Source organism: Silvibacterium dinghuense (assembly GCF_004123295.1).
GTDB classification, from domain to species: Bacteria; Acidobacteriota; Terriglobia; order Terriglobales; family Acidobacteriaceae; genus Silvibacterium; species Silvibacterium dinghuense.
In genome coordinates this window covers 1,276,596-1,296,569 of record NZ_SDMK01000001.1, presented here as the reverse complement: position 1 = coordinate 1,296,569, position 19,974 = coordinate 1,276,596, and the positions used below count along the sequence as shown (strand labels likewise).

The 19,974-nt window shown below is 60.6% G+C and carries 14 protein-coding genes; 8 read left to right on the top strand and 6 right to left on the bottom strand.

The annotated features are described in order from the left end of the window. Positions 1-8 precede the first annotated feature (8 nt). From ESZ00_RS05090 to ESZ00_RS05080, 3 genes are all read left to right on the top strand, one after another. Positions 9-2,783, top strand: coding sequence for a DUF5695 domain-containing protein (locus ESZ00_RS05090; protein ID WP_229741088.1), 2,775 nt, complete (start codon positions 9-11; stop codon positions 2,781-2,783). Positions 2,784-2,975: 192 nt separating this feature from the next. Continuing rightward, on the top strand, positions 2,976-5,396 hold the full coding sequence (locus ESZ00_RS05085) for a S9 family peptidase (RefSeq protein WP_129207065.1): 2,421 nt from the start codon (positions 2,976-2,978) through the stop codon (positions 5,394-5,396). After that, the gene (locus ESZ00_RS05080) at positions 5,393-7,321 is read left to right on the top strand and encodes a glycoside hydrolase family 127 protein (RefSeq protein ID WP_129207064.1); all 1,929 of its coding nucleotides are present in this window, start codon (positions 5,393-5,395) and stop codon (positions 7,319-7,321) included. Before ESZ00_RS05085 ends, ESZ00_RS05080 begins: the two co-directional genes overlap by 4 nt. Positions 7,322-7,371: 50 nt before the next feature. Here ESZ00_RS05080 and ESZ00_RS20445 read toward each other — a convergent pair whose 3' ends face one another. After that, positions 7,372-7,473 carry a glutathionylspermidine synthase family protein gene (locus tag ESZ00_RS20445; protein WP_373283899.1) on the bottom strand — a complete coding sequence of 34 codons (102 nt, stop codon included), beginning with the start codon at positions 7,471-7,473 and terminating at the stop codon, positions 7,372-7,374. 103 nt (positions 7,474-7,576) lie between these two features. Between ESZ00_RS20445 and ESZ00_RS05070 the strand changes: the two genes are divergently transcribed. Continuing rightward, entirely contained in the window at positions 7,577-9,298 is a 1,722-nt protein-coding gene (locus ESZ00_RS05070) for an energy transducer TonB (RefSeq protein WP_129207063.1), read from the top strand. 3 nt (positions 9,299-9,301) lie between these two features. Here the strand turns inward: ESZ00_RS05070 and ESZ00_RS05065 are convergent, their stop codons facing one another. The 3 genes from ESZ00_RS05065 to aceE all read right to left on the bottom strand — a co-directional run bounded on the left by ESZ00_RS05065 (position 9,302) and on the right by aceE (position 13,236). Continuing rightward, complete coding sequence (locus ESZ00_RS05065) at positions 9,302-9,859, bottom strand: hypothetical protein (protein WP_129207062.1); 558 nt, start codon at positions 9,857-9,859, stop codon at positions 9,302-9,304. Further along, the gene (locus tag ESZ00_RS05060; RefSeq protein WP_129207061.1) at positions 9,859-10,365 is read right to left on the bottom strand and encodes a hypothetical protein; all 507 of its coding nucleotides are present in this window, start codon (positions 10,363-10,365) and stop codon (positions 9,859-9,861) included. The genes ESZ00_RS05065 and ESZ00_RS05060 overlap by 1 nt, the downstream gene beginning before the upstream one ends. A gap of 201 nt (positions 10,366-10,566) precedes the next feature. Beyond that, positions 10,567-13,236 (bottom strand): pyruvate dehydrogenase (acetyl-transferring), homodimeric type, encoded by a 2,670-nt coding sequence (aceE, locus tag ESZ00_RS05055; protein ID WP_129207060.1) that lies wholly within the window; start codon positions 13,234-13,236, stop codon positions 10,567-10,569. A gap of 201 nt (positions 13,237-13,437) precedes the next feature. Between aceE and ispD the strand changes: the two genes are divergently transcribed. From ispD to gltX, 4 genes are all read left to right on the top strand, one after another. Then, positions 13,438-14,154: a 2-C-methyl-D-erythritol 4-phosphate cytidylyltransferase gene (gene ispD, locus ESZ00_RS05050; RefSeq protein WP_129207059.1), complete on the top strand. Its 717-nt coding sequence runs from the start codon at positions 13,438-13,440 to the stop codon at positions 14,152-14,154. A 234-nt stretch (positions 14,155-14,388) separates the two neighbouring features. After that, the gene (gene ispF, locus ESZ00_RS05045; protein WP_129207058.1) at positions 14,389-15,006 is read left to right on the top strand and encodes a 2-C-methyl-D-erythritol 2,4-cyclodiphosphate synthase; all 618 of its coding nucleotides are present in this window, start codon (positions 14,389-14,391) and stop codon (positions 15,004-15,006) included. Positions 15,007-15,256: 250 nt separating this feature from the next. Beyond that, positions 15,257-17,101, top strand: a complete 1,845-nt coding sequence (locus ESZ00_RS05040; RefSeq protein WP_229740967.1) for a M14 family metallopeptidase — start codon at positions 15,257-15,259, stop codon at positions 17,099-17,101. Between the two features lie 73 nt (positions 17,102-17,174). Beyond that, complete coding sequence (gene gltX, locus ESZ00_RS05035; RefSeq protein ID WP_129207057.1) at positions 17,175-18,638, top strand: glutamate--tRNA ligase; 1,464 nt, start codon at positions 17,175-17,177, stop codon at positions 18,636-18,638. 86 nt (positions 18,639-18,724) lie between these two features. On the opposite strand, the gene ESZ00_RS05030 is transcribed toward gltX, so the two are convergent. Then, complete coding sequence (locus ESZ00_RS05030; RefSeq protein ID WP_129207056.1) at positions 18,725-18,913, bottom strand: type II toxin-antitoxin system antitoxin; 189 nt, start codon at positions 18,911-18,913, stop codon at positions 18,725-18,727. Positions 18,914-18,919: 6 nt separating this feature from the next. Next, positions 18,920-19,909 carry an SPFH domain-containing protein gene (locus tag ESZ00_RS05025; protein WP_204520152.1) on the bottom strand — a complete coding sequence of 330 codons (990 nt, stop codon included), beginning with the start codon at positions 19,907-19,909 and terminating at the stop codon, positions 18,920-18,922. Positions 19,910-19,974 lie beyond the last annotated feature (65 nt).

The following is a 19,974-nucleotide window of genomic DNA, read 5'->3' as shown; positions in this document are numbered from 1 at the left end:
CGCACGTGATGATTCCTTCCCGCCGATCTGTTACTCACGCCAGCGCCGTACTCGTGCTGGCTGCCACGTCTGTCCTCGCTCATGCACAACATAAACCTGCGCCTCCGCCGCCGGGGCCGATGTTCGCGAGCGACCGTGTCACGTTGACGTCGTCTTCGCTGACAGTGAAGCTGTTGTCGTACTCGGGCACGGTGGCACAGTTGTCTCCGCAGTCCGCGCCTGCGTGGGATTACACGCCCGGCGATCTGCTGAAGGAACGCTCTGCCGATACCTTCTATCATCTCGGTGATCTCGACCTGCGCTTCCGCGTGCAGGGTGCGAGCGACTGGACGACGGTCTCGACCGCGTTCCATCGTGAACAGGTGAAGGTTCTCAGCTCGAATGAGAAGACGTTTTCAGCGGACGTGAGCTCGTCATTCCCTGAAGGCACACCGCTCGGCGTGGTGCGGACGTGGGCTGTCGAGAACGGCGATGTGGCGCTGCACTTTACGCTGACCAACAAGGGCTCGCAGCCGCTCGAGCTGGGCGGCATCGGCATGGCCATGGTCTTCAACAACATGATCAACACGCGCACGCTGGAGCAAGCGTATGGTGCGTGTTCGTTCTATGACCCGTACATCGGTGAGGATGCGGGCTACGTGCAGGTGTCTCCGCTGAAGGGTACAGGGCCGGTACTGCTGGTGGTGCCCGATGGCCACACGCCGCTCGAGGCGTGGAAGCCGATCATGGACAAGCGCGATCGCAAGACCGGGCTGGGTGAGTTGGGCAATGATCCTGAGGGCCACTGGACGACGTTTGAAGGCTCCTACGATTGGATGGTGAACTCCAAGGCCTATGCCGATACGGAGTGGCATGGCGCGCAGGAGTGGAACACTCCGACGGAGCAGATGCTGGCTCCGGGGAAATCTGTAACCGTGGGTGTACGTTTTATCGTCGCGCCGGGGCTGCGGCAGATCGAATCGACGCTGGCCGCACATCGGCGACCGGTGGCCGTGGGCGTGCCGGGCTACATCCTGCCCGAGGATATCGACGCGAAGCTCTTCCTGCGCTACGACAAGCCGGTGAAGGTGATGACGGTCGAGCCGGAGGGCGCGATTGCGATTCATGATGACGGCAGGCTCAAGAGCGGGCTGCATGCATACACGCTCGAGGGTAAGACGTGGGGCCGCTCGCGGCTTACCATTACCTACGCCGACGGCACGGTGCAGACGATTGGCTATCGCACCATCAAGCCGGAGCGCGAGACGCTGGCGGATCTCGGGCACTTCCTGTTCAACGAGCAGTGGTTCGACGACAAGAAAGATCCCTTCCATCGCGGGCCTTCGGTCATCAGCTATGACGACGAAGCGCACAAGCAGGTGACGCAGGAGCCGCGCGTGTGGATTGCGGGCCTGAGCGATGAAGGCGGATCGGGCGCATGGCTGGCTTCGGCGATGAAGGAATATCTGGAGCCGAATAAAGACGAAGTTGCAAAGCTCGAAGCGTTCGTGAATCAGACGGTGTGGGGGCACTTGCAGGTCGCAGAAGGCGAGCACAAGTATGGCGTGCACAAGAGTCTGTTCTTCTATCAGCCCGACGCGATGCCGAATTTTCAGTACGACAAGGACATCAACTGGAAAAGCTGGACAAGCTGGAATAAAGAAGGCGCGGAGGATGTAGGCCGCACCTTCAACTATCCGCATGTGGTAGCGGCGTACTGGTCGCTGTATCGCATTGCGCGCAACACGAACGGTCTTGCGGCGGAGAAGCCGTGGTCGTGGTATCTCGACCAGGCGTATGAGACGACGATCGCGATGCAGACGCAGGCTCCGTACTATCTGCGCTTCGGGCTGATGGAGGGCACTGTTTTTTTGCGGCTGCTCGAGGATTTGAAGCACGAAGGCCTGCAGGACGCACAGTGGACGGTCAAGGCAACGAAGCTTGAAGCGATGATGCGTGAACGCGCTGGTATCTGGAAGGATGAAGCGTATCCCTTCGGCAGCGAGATGGCGTGGGATTCGACCGGTCAGGAAGAGGTCTATGACTGGACGAACTACTTCGGCGACAAGGACAAGGCCGAGGTTACGCTGAACGCCATCCTCGCGTACGATCCGACGATTCCGAGCTGGGGCTACAACGGCAGCGCGCGACGCTATTGGGATTTTCTCTATGGCGGTAAGTATCCACGCGTGGAGCGGCAGCTGCATCACTACGGATCGGGGCTGAATGCAATTCCGCTGCTGGCGGAATATCGCACACATCCGGATGATCTCTATCTGCTGCGCGTGGGCTACGGCGGCGTGATGGGACCGCTGAGCAACATCAACCAGGAAGGCTTTGCCTCGGCGGCGTTCCACTCGTTCCCGGATCGCATGGCCTTCGATCCTTACTCGGGCGACTATGGTCCGAACCTGCTGGGCCATGCGCTGAATACGGGCGTTTATGTGGCGCACAATGATGCGATGGGATGGCTGTGTTTCGGCGGCAATCTTATCGAGCATGGCGACACGCTGCATGTGACCGTGCTCGACTCCTCGCGCAAGCGCGTCTTTCTTGCGCCTGCGGGCTTATGGATCACGCTCGATGCGGGACAGATTGCATCTGTGGACTATGACACGAAGCGCGAGACCGTGCGTGTGCACCTGGCTGCGGCGACAGATGCGGTGAAGTCGGCGCGTCTGCGGTACGAGGCGACGGTGGGTGGTCATACCTGGACGCTTGCAGGCAGTTCCGGTAAGGATGGCGGCGCATCGGTGATTGCTCTGGGCAGAGGTGAGACGACCGTCGAGCTGCGGCAGCAGTAAACAGGGTGCTGCCTCATGTCTTGAAATCAAGACACGAAGTTTCCAGCATTCTGAACAATTTCCTCCTTGCTCTCCTTTGATTTGCCGGCGCAGCGAACGCGCCGGCATTTTTTTCGCTTTGACAACCGTGTGAAAGTGTAGTCCACTCGACGTACACGAAATTGTATTTTTGATTCCTTGCGGAGATTGCCGGTGTTCCGTTGCTGCTTTGACTCCCGTTTGCTTGCCGGACTTGTCCTGTCCTCGGCGCTGGCTTCATCCCTTGCCGCGCAGCCCGCAAAAGAAAAGACTGCTGCGGAGAAAGTGGCTGCAGGCCCGTCCCTGTCCGCGCCTGCGGTGACGCGTGCGGACTTTGAGCATGCGCTGGGCATCAATGTGGTGTATCGCAAGGCGGCGGGGCTGTTGCCCGCGCAGGCCGAGTGGATCGACGGCCCCGCAGGTACGAATGCAGAGAAGCTCTGGTTTCAGGAGTCGGATGGGACGCAGCACAAGTACATCCTGGTCGATGCTGCGACCGGACAACAGACGGCGCTCGAGAATGCAAAGATTGCGGCCTCGATCAGCAAAGGTTTACCTGAACCGGTGAAGGCGGAAGAGTTGACGCTGCCAGACCTGCGCTTCGAGGATGGTGGCGCGAAGTTCAGCTTCTTCACCAAACGGGGACGCTGGAGCTGCACGCTCGCTGATTACGATTGCAAGCAGGATGGACATCCGCGTGAGCCGTTCGACTGGTCGCGTGCGCCTTCGTTCGACGGAAATGATGCGAATAAGGGGGAAATTTCCCCGGACAGCAAGTGGGAAGCGACGATCCAGAACTTCAACGTCTTTATTCGCGCCGTGGGTGACAAGAAGCCGGCAGTGCCATTGAGCTGGGATGGCAGCGAGGGCGACTACTACCAGCGCAGCTCGCTTGAGTGGTCGCCGGATTCGAAGCATCTGCTGGCCATCCGCACGCGGCCGGGATACCGGCGCATGGTGCATTACGTGGAGTCGTCACCCGAGAGCCAGCTGCAGCCGATTGCGTCGGAACACTTCTATGCGAAGCCGGGCGATGTGCTCGATCGCGATCAGCCGGTGCTCTTCGATCCTGCGACGAAGGGCGAAATTGTCATCGCCGATGATCTTTTTCCGAACCCTTTCGAGTTGAACAGCTTCGAGTGGCGCAAGGACAGCTCGGAGTTCACCTTCGTTTACAACCAGCGCGGGCATCAGCGGTTGGACGTGCTTGCCGTGGATGCGAAGACGGGCGGCGTACGGCGCGTGATCGATGAGACGAGCAAAACCTTCATCGAGTACACGGAGCTGAATCCTGAGGCTGAAGGCACGGGTAAGTTCTACCGGCACGACATGAACGACGGCCACGAAATTCTGTGGCTCTCGGAGCGTGATGGATGGGCGCACCTGTATCTCTATAACGGCCGCACCGGACAATTGGAGAACCAGGTCACGCATGGCGACTGGGTGGTGCGCGGCGTGAATTATGTGGATGAGAAGAATCGCGAGATTTACTTCGAGGCCAGCGGTGTCGATCCTAAAATTGACCCGTACTTCACGCAAGGTTATCGCATCAAGTTTGATGGCACAGGCATGGAGCCGGTAACTGCGGGCGCGTCTACGATGGAGCCTGCAAATCATCAGCTTGCCTATTCCGAAGATGGCCAGTACTACACCGACCTGTGGTCGCGCGTGGATCTTGCGCCCGAGCTTGACCTGCGCAAGACCAGCGACGGCAGCCTGGTGACGACGTTGGCCAAGGGCGATCTGACCGCGCTCAAGGCTGCGGGCTGGGTTGCTCCCGAGGTTTTTGTCGCAAAAGGGCGCGATGGCAAGACGGATATCTGGGGCTTGATCTGGAAGCCGGCGAACTTCGATGCGAAGAAGAAGTATCCGGTGGTGGAAGATATCTATGCCGGGCCGCAGGGCTCATTTGTGCCGAAGAACTTCTCGCCGCGTTCGCAGCCGCTTACGCAGCTGGGCTTTGTCGTCGCGCAGATTGACGGCATGGGCACGAACAATCGCTCGAAGGCCTTCCACGATGTGATCTTCCAGAATCTGAAGGACGGCGGCTTCCCGGATCGCATCCTGTGGCACCAGGCCGCGGCGAAGCAGTTTCCCTGGTACGACGACACGCGCGTGGGCATCTTCGGCACTTCGGCCGGAGGGCAGAATGCGCTGGCGGCGCTGCTCTTTCATCCGGAGTTCTACAAGGCCGCGGTCGCGAATAGCGGTTCGCACGACAACCGCATGGACAAGATCTGGTGGAACGAGCAATGGATGGGCTGGCCGCTCGGTCCGCAGTATGCGGCGTCCTCAAATGTGGACAATGCGTGGCGCCTGCAGGGACGTCTGTTGCTGGTGATGGGCGAGATGGACACGAACGTGGACCCCTCGACTACCATGCAGGTAGCGAATGCGCTCATCAAGGCCAACAAGGATTTCGAGTTTCTCGATGTGCCGGGCGGCGGCCACGGCGCAGGCGGCGAGTACGGCCAGCATCGCCTGATGGACTTCTTTCTCCGCTCGCTGACCGACGAAAAGACTGTGAATTGGAACGACACTTCCGCGTCTTCGGCTCCGACAGACGCGACTCCAGCAAAGGATCACACACGATGACGAAGATGGGCTTCACCCGCAGGGGATTCCTTACCAGTGCTGCCGCTGCAAGCGGCGCCGCATTGCTCGCGCGCTCTGCTACCGCACAACAGGCTGCAAAGATTGCAGGTCAGGATGTGGCGACGAAGGACCTGATCGCGTCGTCGGTCGAGAAGGTGCAGTGGAAGGCCCAGCCGTTTCCGATGACCGATGTGCGCCTGCTGCCGAGCGAGTGGAAGGACATGATGGAGCTGAATCGCGGCTTCCTCTACTCGATTCCGAATGATCGCCTCGCATATAACTTCCGCGTGACGGCGGGCCTGGAGACGGACGCGACACCGCTGGGCGGATGGGAGGCTCCGGACTGCGAACTGCGCGGCCACTACGTAGGCCACTATCTCTCCGGCTGTGCGTTGCTCTACGCAAGCACGGGCGATGAAGAGATTCGCGGCAAGGCCAACGCGCTGGTAGCGACCCTGGCTGAGACGCAGGAGAAGAATGGCTACCTTGGCGCGTATCCGGAGAAGTTCTATGACCGGCTGCGCACGCACGAGCATGTGTGGGCGCCGTTCTACACGTACCACAAGATCATGGCCGGCCTGGTGGATATGTATGAGCACACCGGCAACCAGCAGGCGTTGCAGATGGCCGAGAGCATGGCCGACTGGGCCGCTGCTTATTCTGCGACCTTCAAGGACGATGAGTGGCAGAAGGTGCTGCTGGTGGAGCACGGCGGCATGAACGAGGTCTCGTTCAACCTGTATGCGATCACAGGCAAGACCAAGTATCGCGACCTGGGCTACCGCTTCGAGCACCACAAGATTTTCGATCCGCTGGCCGAGGGTAAGGACGAGCTGGGCGGCAATCATTCGAACACGAATATTCCGAAGATCATCGGTGCGGCACGCGGCTATGAGCTGACCGGCGATGAGCGTTACAACAAGATCGTGCGGAACTTCTATCGCGACGTCACCGAGCATCACGCGTACTGTACCGGCGGCACCAGCAACGGCGAGTTCTGGCAGAAGCCGGATGAGATCTCGACACAGCTTGGCCCCGCTGCGCAGGAGTGCTGCTGCAGCTACAACATGATGAAGCTGACGCGGCATCTCTTCGGGCAGGAGCCGGACGCGGCGCACTTCGACTACTACGAGCGGCTGCTCTTCAACGTCCGCGCAGGGACGCAGGACCGCAACGGCATGCTGATGTACTACGTGCCGCTGCAGCCGGGCATGTACAAGACTTTCGGCACTCAGTATGACGCCTTCTGGTGCTGCACCGGCACGGGCAGCGAGGAGTACGCAAAGCTGAACGATTCGATCTACTTCCACGATGACGGCTCGGTGTACGTGAATCTCTACGTGCCTTCGAAGCTCGATTGGAAGGAACGCGGATTCAAGCTCGAGCAGACTTCGAAGTTTCCTGAGGATGAGAAGATCACCTTCAAGATCACGGGTGCGCCTTCGAAAGCCACGGCGCTGAAGTTCCGCATCCCGTACTGGGCGACGAAGGATGTGGCGATCCGCGTGAACGGAGCGCCCGTCACCGCGACGATGACGCCTTCAAGCTATGTGACTGTCGATCACGACTGGAAGGTGGGCGATGCGATCGAGGTCACGCTGCCTCTGACACTGCACATCAACTATGCGAATGATGACAAGACGGTGCAGGCGGCGATGTACGGACCGCTGGTGCTGGCGGTCACGCTCGGGACTGATGGCCTGACAACAGGCATGATCTACGCGAGCAACGGTCCTGCCGGACCGGACGGCATCCCGATGCCGCACATCCGCAGCGAAGGCATCTGGTTCGAGCCGGCCGAGGCGAACGAACGCTACTCGATCCGCTTCAAGAGCAAGGGCGGCAACGGCGTGCAGCATACGCTGGTTCCGCTCAAGGATATCTACGATGAGCGTTACTCAACGTATGTGAAGAACTTTGCGTAAAGATATAGTGCCATTGTTGGGCGCAGGTGTTTTTTTGCACTCAACAATGGCTAACGAAATAAGTGCGGTACGAAGCGGCTGGTGTTGGTGACGATGAGTCCGTCGGACTCGCGTATCCCAATACCGGCCGCTTCGCCGTGCCGACATAGTATTTCTATGTGGGTTTGTTGAATAGTGGATCGTAATTCCGAAGCATGCGATTAAGCTGGGAGCTGAATTTTATTCAGAGTAAAGAGTGAAAGGCGAGCTCGATTTATGCCTGTGCGTCTCGTGGTTCGGTCTGTAATTGTTGTTTTGGTGCTGGCCTGCTGTGGTTCTTTGCTTGCAGTTGCCGAGGACATCTCCAATGACATCCGGCATGCGGTCGAAAGAGACACGCTCGATCAGCCGGGGACGAAGCCCTTTCATCTGAAGGCGCAGTTCGCGCCCAGCTTCGAACGGGATAAAGGCACACACCGCGAGGGCGAAATCGAACTATGGTGGGAGTCTCCGAGCCAGTGGCGTCGCGAGATTCGAACGGCTGACTTTCACCAGGTTGCGGTGATGGATGGGGCTCACCAGTGGCAGAAGAACGAGGGGGATTATTTCCCTGAGTGGATTCGAGAGCTCGTTCAGGCTATCGTTCGGCCGGTACCTTTGCCGATGGATGTGTTGCTCCAGCACGTAAAGGGCGGCGAAGTGCGCAACATGCGTTTTCCGATGCGCACTGGTGGCTTTATGCAGCAAACGAACGTGAATTGGGAAGCGACAGAAGCAACTGGCGACGAGATTGCCAACGGCAAAGGTGGAGTCGCGCTTTTGAACGGCGAGCTGCTGGATAGCGATGGTCCGGGATGGTCAGGGCTGTATCACGACTTCCAGAAGTTCCATGACAGGAATGTCGCTCGTACGGTTGCTTCCGGCCGCATCGAGGTGACGGCGAAGGTCACGGTGCTGGAAGACCTGGGAGAGGTCCCGGCGGGTTTCTTCGATACGAATGCTCCCGGTGGAGATAGCCATCCTATTGAGACCATTGTGCTGAGCAATGCGCAATTGCAAGCCAACCTGCTGCCGGATGCTCAGCCTTTCCATTGGCCTGCTCTGAAGGATGGGCCTCTGGAAGGTGGCGTTGGAACGGAGATCGTGGTGGACAGGGAAGGGACGATCCGGGAGATGAGCGATCCTATCTCGGACAATCCCGGTGTTCGCGACGCGGCTGCCGAAGGGTTCAAGACGTGGCACTTCAAACCGTTTTTACGAGACGGCGAACCTGTGCAAGCTGTAGGAAATATCTCGGTGCGATTCAAGACGGTGAGGCCGGCTGGCGTTGAGAGCTTCGAGAGCGCACGCTCCTACTTTGATCGCGGGCGTAAGGCCAGCTTTCTTGCCTGGGGGGCTACTTCTCCGTATGTGTTGAAGGCCGAGTTTCAGGTAGGGACGTCGAGCGGTGTGCAGACCGGTCGCTATGAAGATACATGGGTGAGCGATACGGAGTGGAAGCGGGAGGCATGGATCGGCGCCAGCCATTTCGCGCGATCCCGCAGCGGCGATCACTGGTATCTGCTCTCGGAAGGGTCGGATGCCGGGATCTTGCGCACGGTGTTTCTTGCCCTGGAGCCTATCCCCGCGGATGACACGATGACCGAGTCGGATTGGAGGATCAGTCGCGACGTGGTGGGCAGCGGCAACGATATCCGGGTGTTCCGCGGGCCTGAAGGGCAGCACGGAGAGCTCGACCCCGTGCAGTCACAGGGCTATTGGTTTGGTGAGGGCGGCGTATTGGACAAGGCTTATATCCATGGCCTCGCCATACAGCCATCTGCGGTCCAGCCGTTCAGCGGAGTGCAGATCGCAAGACAGGTCGATGTTCTCCAGGGCGGAAAACTTGCCATGCGTATTTCTGTGACGGAGGTGGGCTCTGCCGATGCGTCTGCTGTGAAGGGCTTCCAGATCAAAGGACACGAGTGGAAGCGGGCATTCACTGCGGAAGAGCGGTAGTGCTTATTTGTCGAGCCCAAGGCGGATGAGGCCGCCGTTCTCATCGAAGAGGAGCGAGGCGCTGTCGCTGTCGCCGCAACCGATACTTGGGAATTTGAAATAGATTGCGTTGACAATCTGTTCGCATTCTTTGCGATTGAGCTCCGGTATGAGGCATTGTTGTGGCGTTCCTCGCCATGCGTAGAGGCCTGATGGGGCATTATCTTCTGCGTCTCCGGCCATGTATCCGAGAGATTGAAACGAAGATGATTTCAATACGACATGTTGCGATGACAGATTGCCGAGATCGCCTTCCGCGCTAATCCTGTCTCGCCACGCAGTAAGAATGGTCTTTTTTCCGCGAAGGATCTGTTTGACTAGCGCCGCGGCAAGAACAATGGCTAGAACAAAGGCTATGAAGAAGGCCGTTATATTCGTAGCTCTAAAGAATTGAGAAAGCGTAATGAGGAAGAGCAGGCACAGCACGCCAGGAATAGCCCACCCATTGCTTCGCCTGACGATGAACTGGATCTCGTCAGCTGTTTCTACTGTTTCGATCGTTCGCTTGTCGAAGGCGTGCATCAGTTCACGAGGCTGAGGCCATGGTAGCGAGGGCCGCCGATTTCGATTCCTGGAAACTTGCGGTAGATGGCATCGACAACCTGCCGGCATTCGGCTTCGGTGAGGCCGGGCATGAGGCAGTGGAAGGTCCATCCCTGCGTGGCGTAGAGACCGGAGGGGCGTCCGGCAAGGCCGTCCGAGTAGCCGATGGCGTCGAGCGAGGCCGGCTCGAAGGCAACCTGCTCGTTCGGAGGTTGGCCGAGGTCGCCGTGCGCGGTGATGAGTTCGCGGGTGACCTGGAGCAGCGTACGGTCGCTGCCGATCCAGCTGGCGAAGGCGATGAGGGCGAGGATCCCGGCGCCGAAGAGGGCGGCGAGATCGAAGGATCCGGAGGCCTGCCAGACGAGCAGGGCTATGAAAGGGAGTGGGATTGCGTATCGGAGCCAGCTCGGACGCTGGACGAGAAGGAACTGGATCTCGTCCGCCGTGTCGATGGTCTTGAGAGTTTTTTGCGGTAAGAATCTCATCGTCAATCTCAGGTCCGTATCCTCTCACCCAAGCGGAGCTTGGATGGGGCATCCGTTTCCTCGCTTATTAGAAGAACCGCAGGTTCCTCCACTGCGCTTCGCCTTTGGCTCGCTCCGGTCGGAATGACAATCGAATATTAAAACCTTCGCAGACACGAAGAGCGCCTTGCGGCGCTCTTCGTGTCTGGTTCTAGTGTTTGGTTAGGCCTTGGCGGCGTCGATCTTTTCGGTGTCGATGCCGAGTTCGGCGAAGGCGGCCTGGGCTTTCTTCGCGTCGAACTTGCCGTCGCGGGCCAGCTTCGAGAGCGTGGCGGCCACGATCGACGGGGCATCCACTTCGAAGTGACGGCGCAGGTGCTCGCGGTTGTCCGAGCGGCCGAAGCCGTCGGTGCCGAGCGTGACGAGGCGGTCGAGCAGCCAGGGCGCGAGCGAGTCGGGAATCGACTTCATGTAATCCGAAGCCGCGATGATCGGGCCCTTGGCGTTACCGAGCGCTTCGAGGATGTACGGCTTTTTCGCCGGCTCGGCCGGATGCAGGCGGTTCCAGCGCTCGACCGAGAGGGCGTCGCGGCGCAGCTCGTTGTAGCTGGTCACGCTCCAGACGTCGGCCTGCACGCCGTACTTGTCGGCGAGAATGGCCTGCGCCTTGATGACCTCGTTGAGGATGGGACCGGAGCCGAAGAGCTGTGCAGTTGCCTTGCCCTTCGGCGCGGCCTGGAACCTGTAGATGCCGCGGAGGATGCCTTCCTGCGAGCCCTCGGGCATGGCAGGCATGGCGTAGTCTTCGTTGTACATGGTGATGTAGTAGAAGACCTGGTCGTTGTCCTGGTACATGCGCTTGATGCCGTCCTGGACGATGGTGGCCAGCTCGTAGACGAAGGCCGGGTCGTAGCTGAGGCAGGTGGGCACGGTCGAGGACAGCACGTGGCTGTGGCCATCCTGGTGCTGCAGGCCCTCGCCGAGCATGGTGGTGCGTCCGGCGGTACCTCCCATCAGGAAGCCCTTGCCACGCGAGTCGGCGAAGGCCCAGATCATGTCTCCGATGCGCTGGAAACCGAACATCGAGTAGTACATGTAGAAGGGAATGGCCGGGACGCGGTAGTTGGCATACGCGGTGCCTGCGGCGGTGAATGATGCCAGCGAACCGGCCTCGGTGATGCCCTCTTCGAGAATCTGCCCGTCCTTCTCCTCGCGATAGCTGAGCAGCATGTCGGAGTCGTGCGGGGTGTACTTCTGGCCTTCGGGCGCGTAGATGCCCACCTGGCGGATGGCCGATTCGAGACCGAAGGTGCGGCCTTCATCGGGCACGATGGGTACGACGTACTTGCCGAACTCCGCGTCTTTGAGCAGGTGGCGCAGGATGGAGACGAAGCCCATGGTGGTCGAGACCTCGCGGCCCTTCGAGCCGCCGGTCCACTCGCCGTAGTAGTCGAGCGCGGGGGCCTTGAAGTTCATCGGGGCCACGGTGCGCTGCGGTAGGTAGCCGCCCAACTCGGCGCGGCGCGCCTGCAGGTACTCGATCTCCGGCGCATTCGCTTCCGGTTTCCACGGTTTGCCGGCCGCGGCCTGCTCCTCGGGAATCGGGATGTTGAACTGCTTGATGAAGGCGGTAACGCCGTCATCGCTCAGCTTCTTTTCCTGGTGCGAGGCGTTGCGGGCCTGCGTGGTGCCGATGCCGTAGCCCTTGACGGTCTTCGCCAGGATGACGGTCGGGCTGCCGGTGTGTTCGATGGCGCGCTTGTAGGCGTTGTAGATCTTTTGCGGATCGTGGCCGCCGCGGTGCAGGTTCGCCAGCTGCTCGTCGGAGTAGTCCTCGACCAGCTTGAGCAACTCGGGGTACTTGCCGAAGAAGTGCTGGCGCAGGTAGGCGCCGCCCTTGGCCTTGTAGGCCTGGTAGTCGCCGTCCACGCACTCTTCCATGCGCTTGAGCAGCAGGCCCTGGTGGTCGCGCTCGAAGAGCTTGTCCCAGTCCGCGCCCCAGACAACCTTGATGACGTTCCAGCCGGCGCCGCGGAAGACGCCTTCGAGCTCGTCGATGATGCGCTTGTTGCCGCTGACCGGGCCGTCGAGGCGCTGCAGGTTGCAGTTGACCACGAAGATCAGGTTGTCGAGCTTCTCGCGCGTGGCGATGGGCAGCGCGCCGAGGGTATCGACCTCACCCGTCTCGCCGTCACCGACGAAGGCCCAGATCTTGCGGTTGGTCTTCTCGATGAGGCCGCGGTTCTCGAGATAGTGCATGAAGCGCGCCTGGTAGAGGGCGTTCAGCGGGCCAATGCCCATCGAGACCGTGGGGAAGCGCCAGAAATCGGGCATAAGCCAGGGATGCGGATAGGACGAGAGTCCCGGCGTGTCGCGCAGCTCGTGGCGGAAATTCTTGAGGTGCTCCTCGGTGAGGCGGCCTTCGAGGAAGGCGCGGGCATAGACGCCCGGCGAGGCGTGGCCCTGGAAGTAGACGAAATCGCCCGGCTGGCCGTTGTAGTCGGCGCGGAAGAAGTGGTTGAAGCCCACTTCGAGCAGGGTGGCCAGCGAAGAATAGGTGGCGATATGGCCGCCGATGCCGGCATCCTTCTTGTTCTGGCCGTGCACCATGGCCATGGCATTCCAGCGGATGAGGGCCTCGACGCGCTGCTCGAGGTTACGATCGCCCGGGTAGGTCTCTTCCTCGTGCCTGGGGATGGTGTTGAGGTAGGGGGTGGTGATCTCGCTGGCAGCCGTCACTCCGGCTTCGCGCGCGCGGCGGCGGAGAGCGTCGAGCAGCTCCGCGCCATGTTCGGGGCCTTCGCCGACTACGACTTCGTCGAAGGCTTCAATCCACTCCTGGACCTCGGCGAGGAAGTCCGGCTGAACGGGAATTTCTGCTTTTGTGCTCATAGGGAGAATCCGCCTGCGCGGAACATTTCAGTATACAGAGCGCAGGGCACAGAGCTCAGGGGTCAGGGGGCTGAGTCACGATTTGACTGGTTTCCTCTTGAGCTGCACCAGATATGAGGCAAAGAGCGAACTTCTTCTATGCCCTACCCTCTACCCTCTCTACCCTGTTTTCCCTGCATTTGTTGATATACTCCAGTCCTTATGCGCGTCTTCGTCATTCTTCCCGCGGCCGGTTTGGGCACGCGGATGGCAGCGGGGCAGGCCTCGGCGGCTCCGAAGCAGTTTCTTGAGCTGGCCGGCACGCCGATCCTGATCCACACGTTGCGCGCCTTTGCCGATGTTCCGGCGATCGCGGGCATTTATGTGGCCGTGCGTCCGAACGAGGTGGAGCGGGTCAAGGCACACGTCGCCGAGCACGGCTTTGCCGGTCGCGTGACGGTCGTCGAAGGCGGCGACAGCCGCCAGGCCAGCGTGGCAAATGCGCTGGCGGTGCTGCCCTGCGAGGCGGACGACATCGTGCTGGTGCACGATGCGGTGCGGCCGCTGATCGATGCGGCGACCATCCAGCGAACGATCCAGGCTGTCGAGAAGCATCACGCGGCCATTGTGGGCCTGCCCGCGGTCGATACCATCAAGCAGGTGGAGCGCACCGCCGACGGCGCGTTGATTACCTCGACGATTCCGCGCGAGTACATTGTGCAGGCGCAGACGCCGCAGGGCTTTCGCTGCGGGCTGCTTCGCCGGGCTTTTGCCGAGGCTGCAGCCGACGGCTTTGTGGGTACCGACGAGGCCAGCGTAGTCGAGCGCGCCGGAGCGGCGGTAGCCGTGGTTCCGGGCTCGGCGGCAAACTTCAAAATCACCCAGCCGGGCGATTTGGAGCTGGCAGAGTTTTACCTGGCGCGGCGCGCGAAGGCTTAGGTTCTTATGGGTGCGGACATCACGTTCGCGCCAAGACGCCAGGATCGCAAAGAAAAGCCGCAAAGGGATGCTAAGAGCGTTTTTGCGCTGTTTTCGCGGACTTGGCGTTCTTTGCGTCTTTGCGTGAAAGGTTTTCGAGATGCCGCGCGTGGGAACCGATTTTTGATTCTGAGGAGTGCTCTATCCTGTTAGGGACAGGGCTGTCATCCGAAGGCCCCAACGGACAGGAAATAGATGAACATCAGAATTGGATATGGCTGGGATTCGCATGCCTTCAAGCCGGGTGTGCCGCTCAAGATCGGCGGCCTGGCGATTGATCATCCGGAGGGCCTGGCCGGTCACTCCGACGGCGACGTGCTGCTGCACGCGCTCACCGACGCGCTGCTCGGCGCGGTCTCGGCCGGTGATATCGGCAGCTTCTTCCCTCCGGGCGATCCGCGCTGGAAGAATGCCGATTCGGCGATCTTCCTCAACCTCGCGCTCGAAGAGATTCAGAATGCGGGCTATCGCATCGTGAACGTGGACACCACGCTGGTGCTGGCGCAGCCGAAGATCGGCCCCATCGCTGGAGAAATGCGCGAGCATGTGGCCGAGCTGCTGGGTGTGAAGCCGGCGGATGTCGGCATCAAGGCCAAGACCCCCGAGGGTCTCAACGTGGATCACGTAGCCCAGGCGCATGCCGTGGTGCTGCTCGAAAAGGTTGAGAATCCGCTCGAGCTCAAGAGTATGAGCGAGGTGATCGAGAATCAGAAGCAGCTCGAGGACGTGGTGAAGGATTTGGTCAGCCAGGTGCACGGTGTCGAGCCGCGGCGGGTGATCAAGCCGGTCTTCAATACCGAAGACATCACCTAGGACTGGCCGTCCAGGCCCTTTGCCTTCGGGCCTCCTCTCCCGTTGGTCGCGACACTGGCCGTACGGCACTGGGCTTCGCGTGGCGCTCCCGTTGGTCACGAGTCAAGAGCTTCGGGTGCCCCATCCAAGCTTTGCTTGGGTGGGAGGGTACGAACCTCCGAGTCGCATGCGACACCCGCTGTTTCACGTATCATCAGGCTTTCTGCGCGCAGCGATGCGGGCGGAAAGCCTGTTCGCTTTTGGAGGCAAGATGGTTTTGCGCGTAATTGCGGCTGCGGTTTTGGCTGGAGTGTTTATGACGGGCGCGGGTGCGTGCTTCGCGCAGGCATCAGGCGCGGAGTGGCAGACGCCGGCCGAGGCTTCGGCTTATAAAACAACGCCCGACTATGCGGCGACGATGGCTTATCTGCGGCACGTAGAGGCAGCGGCTCCGGGCCAGGTGAAGATCGAGCCCTTTGGCGAAACAGGCGAGGGGCGTGAGCTGGATCTCGTGATCGCATCGAAGGACGGCGTCTTTGATCCGGCGAAGCTGCACGCCGCCGGACGGCCGATTGTGCTGGTGCAGAACTCGATCCACGCCGGCGAGATGGACGGCAAGGATGCCTGCCTGGCGCTGCTCCGCGACATGGTGATGACGAAGACGCAGGCCGCGCTGTTGGACAAGGCTGTCTTCGTCTTTATCCCGATGTACAACGCCGATGGCCACGAGCGGCGCTCGGCCTACAACCGCATCAACCAGAATGGTCCCGAGGAGATGGGCTGGCGCGGCAACGGTACGAACATCAACCTGAATCGCGATTACCTGAAGGCTGACGCGCCGGAAACGCGCGCGTTTATGAAGATGTTCCACACGTGGCTGCCGGACTTCTTCGTCGATGACCACGTGACCGACGGCTCGGATTATCAGTATGACGTGACCTTCACCATCGACGATGGGCCGAATGTGCCGCGGCCTATTGCCCGATGGGTGGACGAGACGGTGACGCCGACGCTGGAGAAGGATGTGGACGCAACGCCTGGGCACCTGGCATCCCCGACCTACATCACATTGAACGACGATACCGATCCTGCGAAGGGGCTGGGCTTCAACGACGATCCGCCACGCTTCTCGACCGGATACACCATTCTCGAGAACCGGCCAGGCATGCTGGTGGAACTGCACATGTTAAAGGATTATCGGACGCGTGTGACGGGGAATTATGCCATCCTGCGCAGCCTGCTGGCGCTGGTCAATCGTGACGCGGAGAAGCTGGTTGCCTTGAACAAGGCGGCCGATGCCGAAGCCGAGCAGCTGGGAGCGCACCCGCTCGGAGACCAGCAGTTTCCGCTGGCTGTGGGTTGGGGTGGACAGACGACACCCTTCCTCTTCCATGGTTACAAGTACACGCGCCAGCTGAGCGAGGTTTCGGGGACGATGTGGGTGAAGTACTCGCACGAGCCGTGGGATGTTTCGCTCCCGATGGCGACCGGCTTCAAGATCACGGCGTCGACCACGCCTCCGGCGGCATACATCATTCCCCGGCAGTGGACGCATGTGATCGATGTGCTCGCCGCGCACCAGGTGGAAATCAAACGCACGACCGCGGCATGGACCGGCAAGGTGGATACCTATCGCTGCAGCGGCATGCAGTGGAACCGCGCGCCCTTCGAGGGGCATCACCCGATCTTTGCGGGGGAAGGGTCAACGGAGCCGGGCAAATTCGGACAGTGCGATCTTGTCACTGAAACGATCACCTATCCGGCCGGTTCGGCGGTGGTAGAGCTGAATCAGCGGCTCTCGAAAGTGGCGATCGAGTGGCTGGAGCCCGCAGCGCCGGATTCAGCCATGGCGTGGGGATTCTTCGATCCGATCTTCGAGCAGAAGGAATACGGCGAAGCCTACGTGCTTGAAAAGCTGGCGCGGAAGATGATGGCGGAAGACCCGAAGATCAAGGAGGAATTCGAGCGCAAGGTGCAGGCCGATCCGATCTTTGCAGCCGATCCTATGGCGCGGCTTGAGTTTTTCTACGAGCGCTCACCGTATTACGCAGCAAATCGTGTGGGCCAGTATCCGGTAGGGCGGCTGCTGAAGGTGGATGGAGTGCCGCTGAAATAGAGGGTGTGCCAGGGCGCAGCTTGACTCCCCTCGGCGCTCTCCCTAGCATCGGAAGTTGGTTCCCAGGAAAGAAATGTCATCCCAGAGCACACCTCGCGTACGCATCGCTCCGTCTCCTACGGGCGATCCTCATGTCGGCACGGCTTACATCGGCCTCATCAACTTTCTCTATGCGCGCCAGGGCGGCGGGCAGTTTGTCCTGCGCATCGAGGACACCGACCGCACCCGCTTCGTCCCCACCTCCGAGCAGATGATCTTCGACGCGCTGCACTGGCTCGGCCTTACCTGGGACGAAGGCCCGGATGTGGGTGGCCCGTACGGCCCCTATCGCCAGTCCGAGCGCACCGAGATCTATCGCGAGCACGCCGAGATCCTGCTGAACAACGGCACCGCCTATCGCTGCTTCTGCACGGCAGAAGAGCTCGAAGCCTCGCGCAAGGCGCAGATGGCAGCCAAGCAGCCGCCGAAGTATGCCGGCACCTGCCGCCATCTCACGCCGGAGCAGATTGCCGCGAATATCGCCGAGAGCAAGCCGTTCACCATCCGCATGCTGGTGCCCGAGGGCTCGACCACCTTCCGCGACGAGCTGCGCGGCGACATCGTGATCGACCACGCCAACGTGGATGACCAGGTGCTGATGAAGTCCGACGGCTTCCCCACTTATCACCTGGCCAACGTGGTGGACGACCACCTGATGAAGATCACCGACGTGATCCGCGCCGAGGAGTGGATCTCGTCCACACCGAAGCACGTGCTGTTGTATGCCTCCTTCGGTTGGGAGCGGCCCAAGTTCTGGCACATGCCGCTGCTGCGCAACCAGGACAAGAGCAAGATCTCGAAGCGCAAAAACCCGGTCTCGCTGGTCTACTACCGGCAGGCGGGCTTTGTGCCCGAGGCGGTCATCAACTTCCTCGGCCTGCTGGGCGGCGGCATGCCGCAGGAGGTGGTCGGGGTGAGCGAGAAGTTCTCGCTCGCCGAGATGCTCGAGAAGTTCAGCGTGCCGAACATCAGCCTGGGCGGACCGGTCTTCGACCTGACCAAGCTGAAGTGGCTGAACAGCGAGTATCTGCGCGCCATGTCGCTCGACGACTTCTACACCGCGCTGCGTGCGACCGTGCTCTCGGACGAGTATCTGAAGGGCGTGGCGGAGCTGGTGCAGACGCGCATCGAAACACTGGGACAGTTCGGCGACCTGACGAACTTCTTCTTCGCGGATAACATTCTGCCCGCGCAGGAGGTCTTCCTACCCAAGAAAAAGACGCTCGAAGAGACGCTGGCCTTTGCTGCCGAGCAGCTGACGGTGCTCGAAGCTGCGGACTGGACAAAAGAGGCGCTCGAAGGCGCATTGAAAGCGCTGGGCGAGGCGCATAGCTGGTCCGTGAAAGAGAACTTCATGCTGCTGCGCGCCATCGTGACTGGCAGCACCATGAGCCCGCCACTGCTCGAGAGCATGATCGTCTTCGGCAAGGCGAGAACGCTCGACCGCATGCGCCGCTTCCTCGACGCGCAGAAGAAGCTGGCTTTACAGAAGAAGTAAACGAAGGCTGCACATGGAAAAGAGCCTCCCGGATGGGAGGCTCTTTTGCTTTACGTTTTCTATTCATGCAGTTGCCGGCTGTGGGCTCATTCGCTTTCAGGCTGCGGCGCGCTCTCATCCGCTGCCTTCGCCTCACCTTTGCGCTTGTTCACCGCCTGCCGCAGGATGTACTCGATCTGCCCGTTGACCGAGCGCAGTTCGGCCTGGGCCCAGCCTTCGAGCTCGGCCCAGAGCGTGGGATCGATGCGCAGCAGAAATGATTTGCGTTCAGCCATGCTTTGCTAGTTGTACAGAGTTCCCGCGTTCACGACCGGGTGCACCTCGCTCTCGGCGCAGAGCACCACCATGAGGTTGCTGACCATGGCGGCGCGGCGCTCGTCGTCGAGCGAGACGACATGTTTCGCGGCCAGTTCGCTGAGAGCCATATCGACCATGCCGACCGCGCCCTGCACGATCTTCTGGCGCGCGGCGATCACGGCATCGGCCTGCTGGCTGCGCAGCATGACCTGCGCGATTTCGCTCGCATAGGCCAGATGCGTGAGGCGCGCTTCGTCGACGGCGACACCGGCTTTCGAGAGCCGGGCTGTCAACTCACTGCATAGCGCGGCAGAGACCTCATCGACATTGCGGCGCAGCGTGGTGTCGTTAGGATTGTTGTCGTCATAGGCATAGAGGTTGGCGAGGTGACGCAGCGCCGACTCGCTCTGCGTGGCGACATAGTTCTCAAAATTGTCGACGTCGAAGAGGGCTTGCGCGGTGTCTTCGACGCGCCATACGACGACTGCGGCGATCTCAATGGGGTTGCCGCGCAGGTCATTCACCTTCAGAATGTCGCCATTGAGCGTACGGGCGCGCAGTGAGATCTTGTTGCGGCCTGAGGAGCGCCTCACCGTCTGTGCGACCGCTGCCTTATCCGCCAGCGTGAGCGGAGTGATGGTCTGCCGCGCGCCGTTGGAATAGAAGGGATGGCCCCAGAAGAAGCCGTCGGCGCGGACCGTGCCCTTGTAGGAGCCGAAGAGCACGAGCACGCGCGCCTCGTTGGGCTGGAGCGTATAGAAGCCCGGCAGGATTCCGATGAAATCGAAGAGGAAGAGTAGTACGGCCGGAAGCACGAAGATCGGCTGCTCGTTTGCGGCGGCGTAGACGATCAGCGCAATCACGGCGATCAGCAGCACGAAGAAGAGCAGGAGCATGGGCGCGCCCTTTTTCGGAGTGACCATGCGCTCTTTGTGAAGTGTTGTGGGGGAGATGGCATTCGATGCAGCGTTCATAGCTGTAGCCTCGGGCATCGCAGCACGCGATGCTATTGAAGTGATATCATTTTAATATCTAAAAT

Coding starts and splice junctions, on each gene's coding strand:
- ispF (WP_129207058.1), top strand. CDS start 14,389: ATGAACATCAGAATTGGATATGGCTGGGATTCGCATGCCTTCAAGCCG.
- ESZ00_RS05060 (WP_129207061.1), bottom strand. CDS start 10,365: ATGAGATTCTTACCGCAAAAAACTCTCAAGACCATCGACACGGCGGAC.
- ESZ00_RS05080 (WP_129207064.1), top strand. CDS start 5,393: ATGACGAAGATGGGCTTCACCCGCAGGGGATTCCTTACCAGTGCTGCC.
- ESZ00_RS05090 (WP_229741088.1), top strand. CDS start 9: ATGATTCCTTCCCGCCGATCTGTTACTCACGCCAGCGCCGTACTCGTG.
- ispD (WP_129207059.1), top strand. CDS start 13,438: ATGCGCGTCTTCGTCATTCTTCCCGCGGCCGGTTTGGGCACGCGGATG.
- ESZ00_RS05030 (WP_129207056.1), bottom strand. CDS start 18,913: ATGGCTGAACGCAAATCATTTCTGCTGCGCATCGATCCCACGCTCTGG.
- aceE (WP_129207060.1), bottom strand. CDS start 13,236: ATGAGCACAAAAGCAGAAATTCCCGTTCAGCCGGACTTCCTCGCCGAG.
- ESZ00_RS05070 (WP_129207063.1), top strand. CDS start 7,577: ATGCCTGTGCGTCTCGTGGTTCGGTCTGTAATTGTTGTTTTGGTGCTG.
- ESZ00_RS05065 (WP_129207062.1), bottom strand. CDS start 9,859: ATGCACGCCTTCGACAAGCGAACGATCGAAACAGTAGAAACAGCTGAC.
- ESZ00_RS05025 (WP_204520152.1), bottom strand. CDS start 19,909: ATGAACGCTGCATCGAATGCCATCTCCCCCACAACACTTCACAAAGAG.
- gltX (WP_129207057.1), top strand. CDS start 17,175: ATGTCATCCCAGAGCACACCTCGCGTACGCATCGCTCCGTCTCCTACG.
- ESZ00_RS05040 (WP_229740967.1), top strand. CDS start 15,257: ATGGTTTTGCGCGTAATTGCGGCTGCGGTTTTGGCTGGAGTGTTTATG.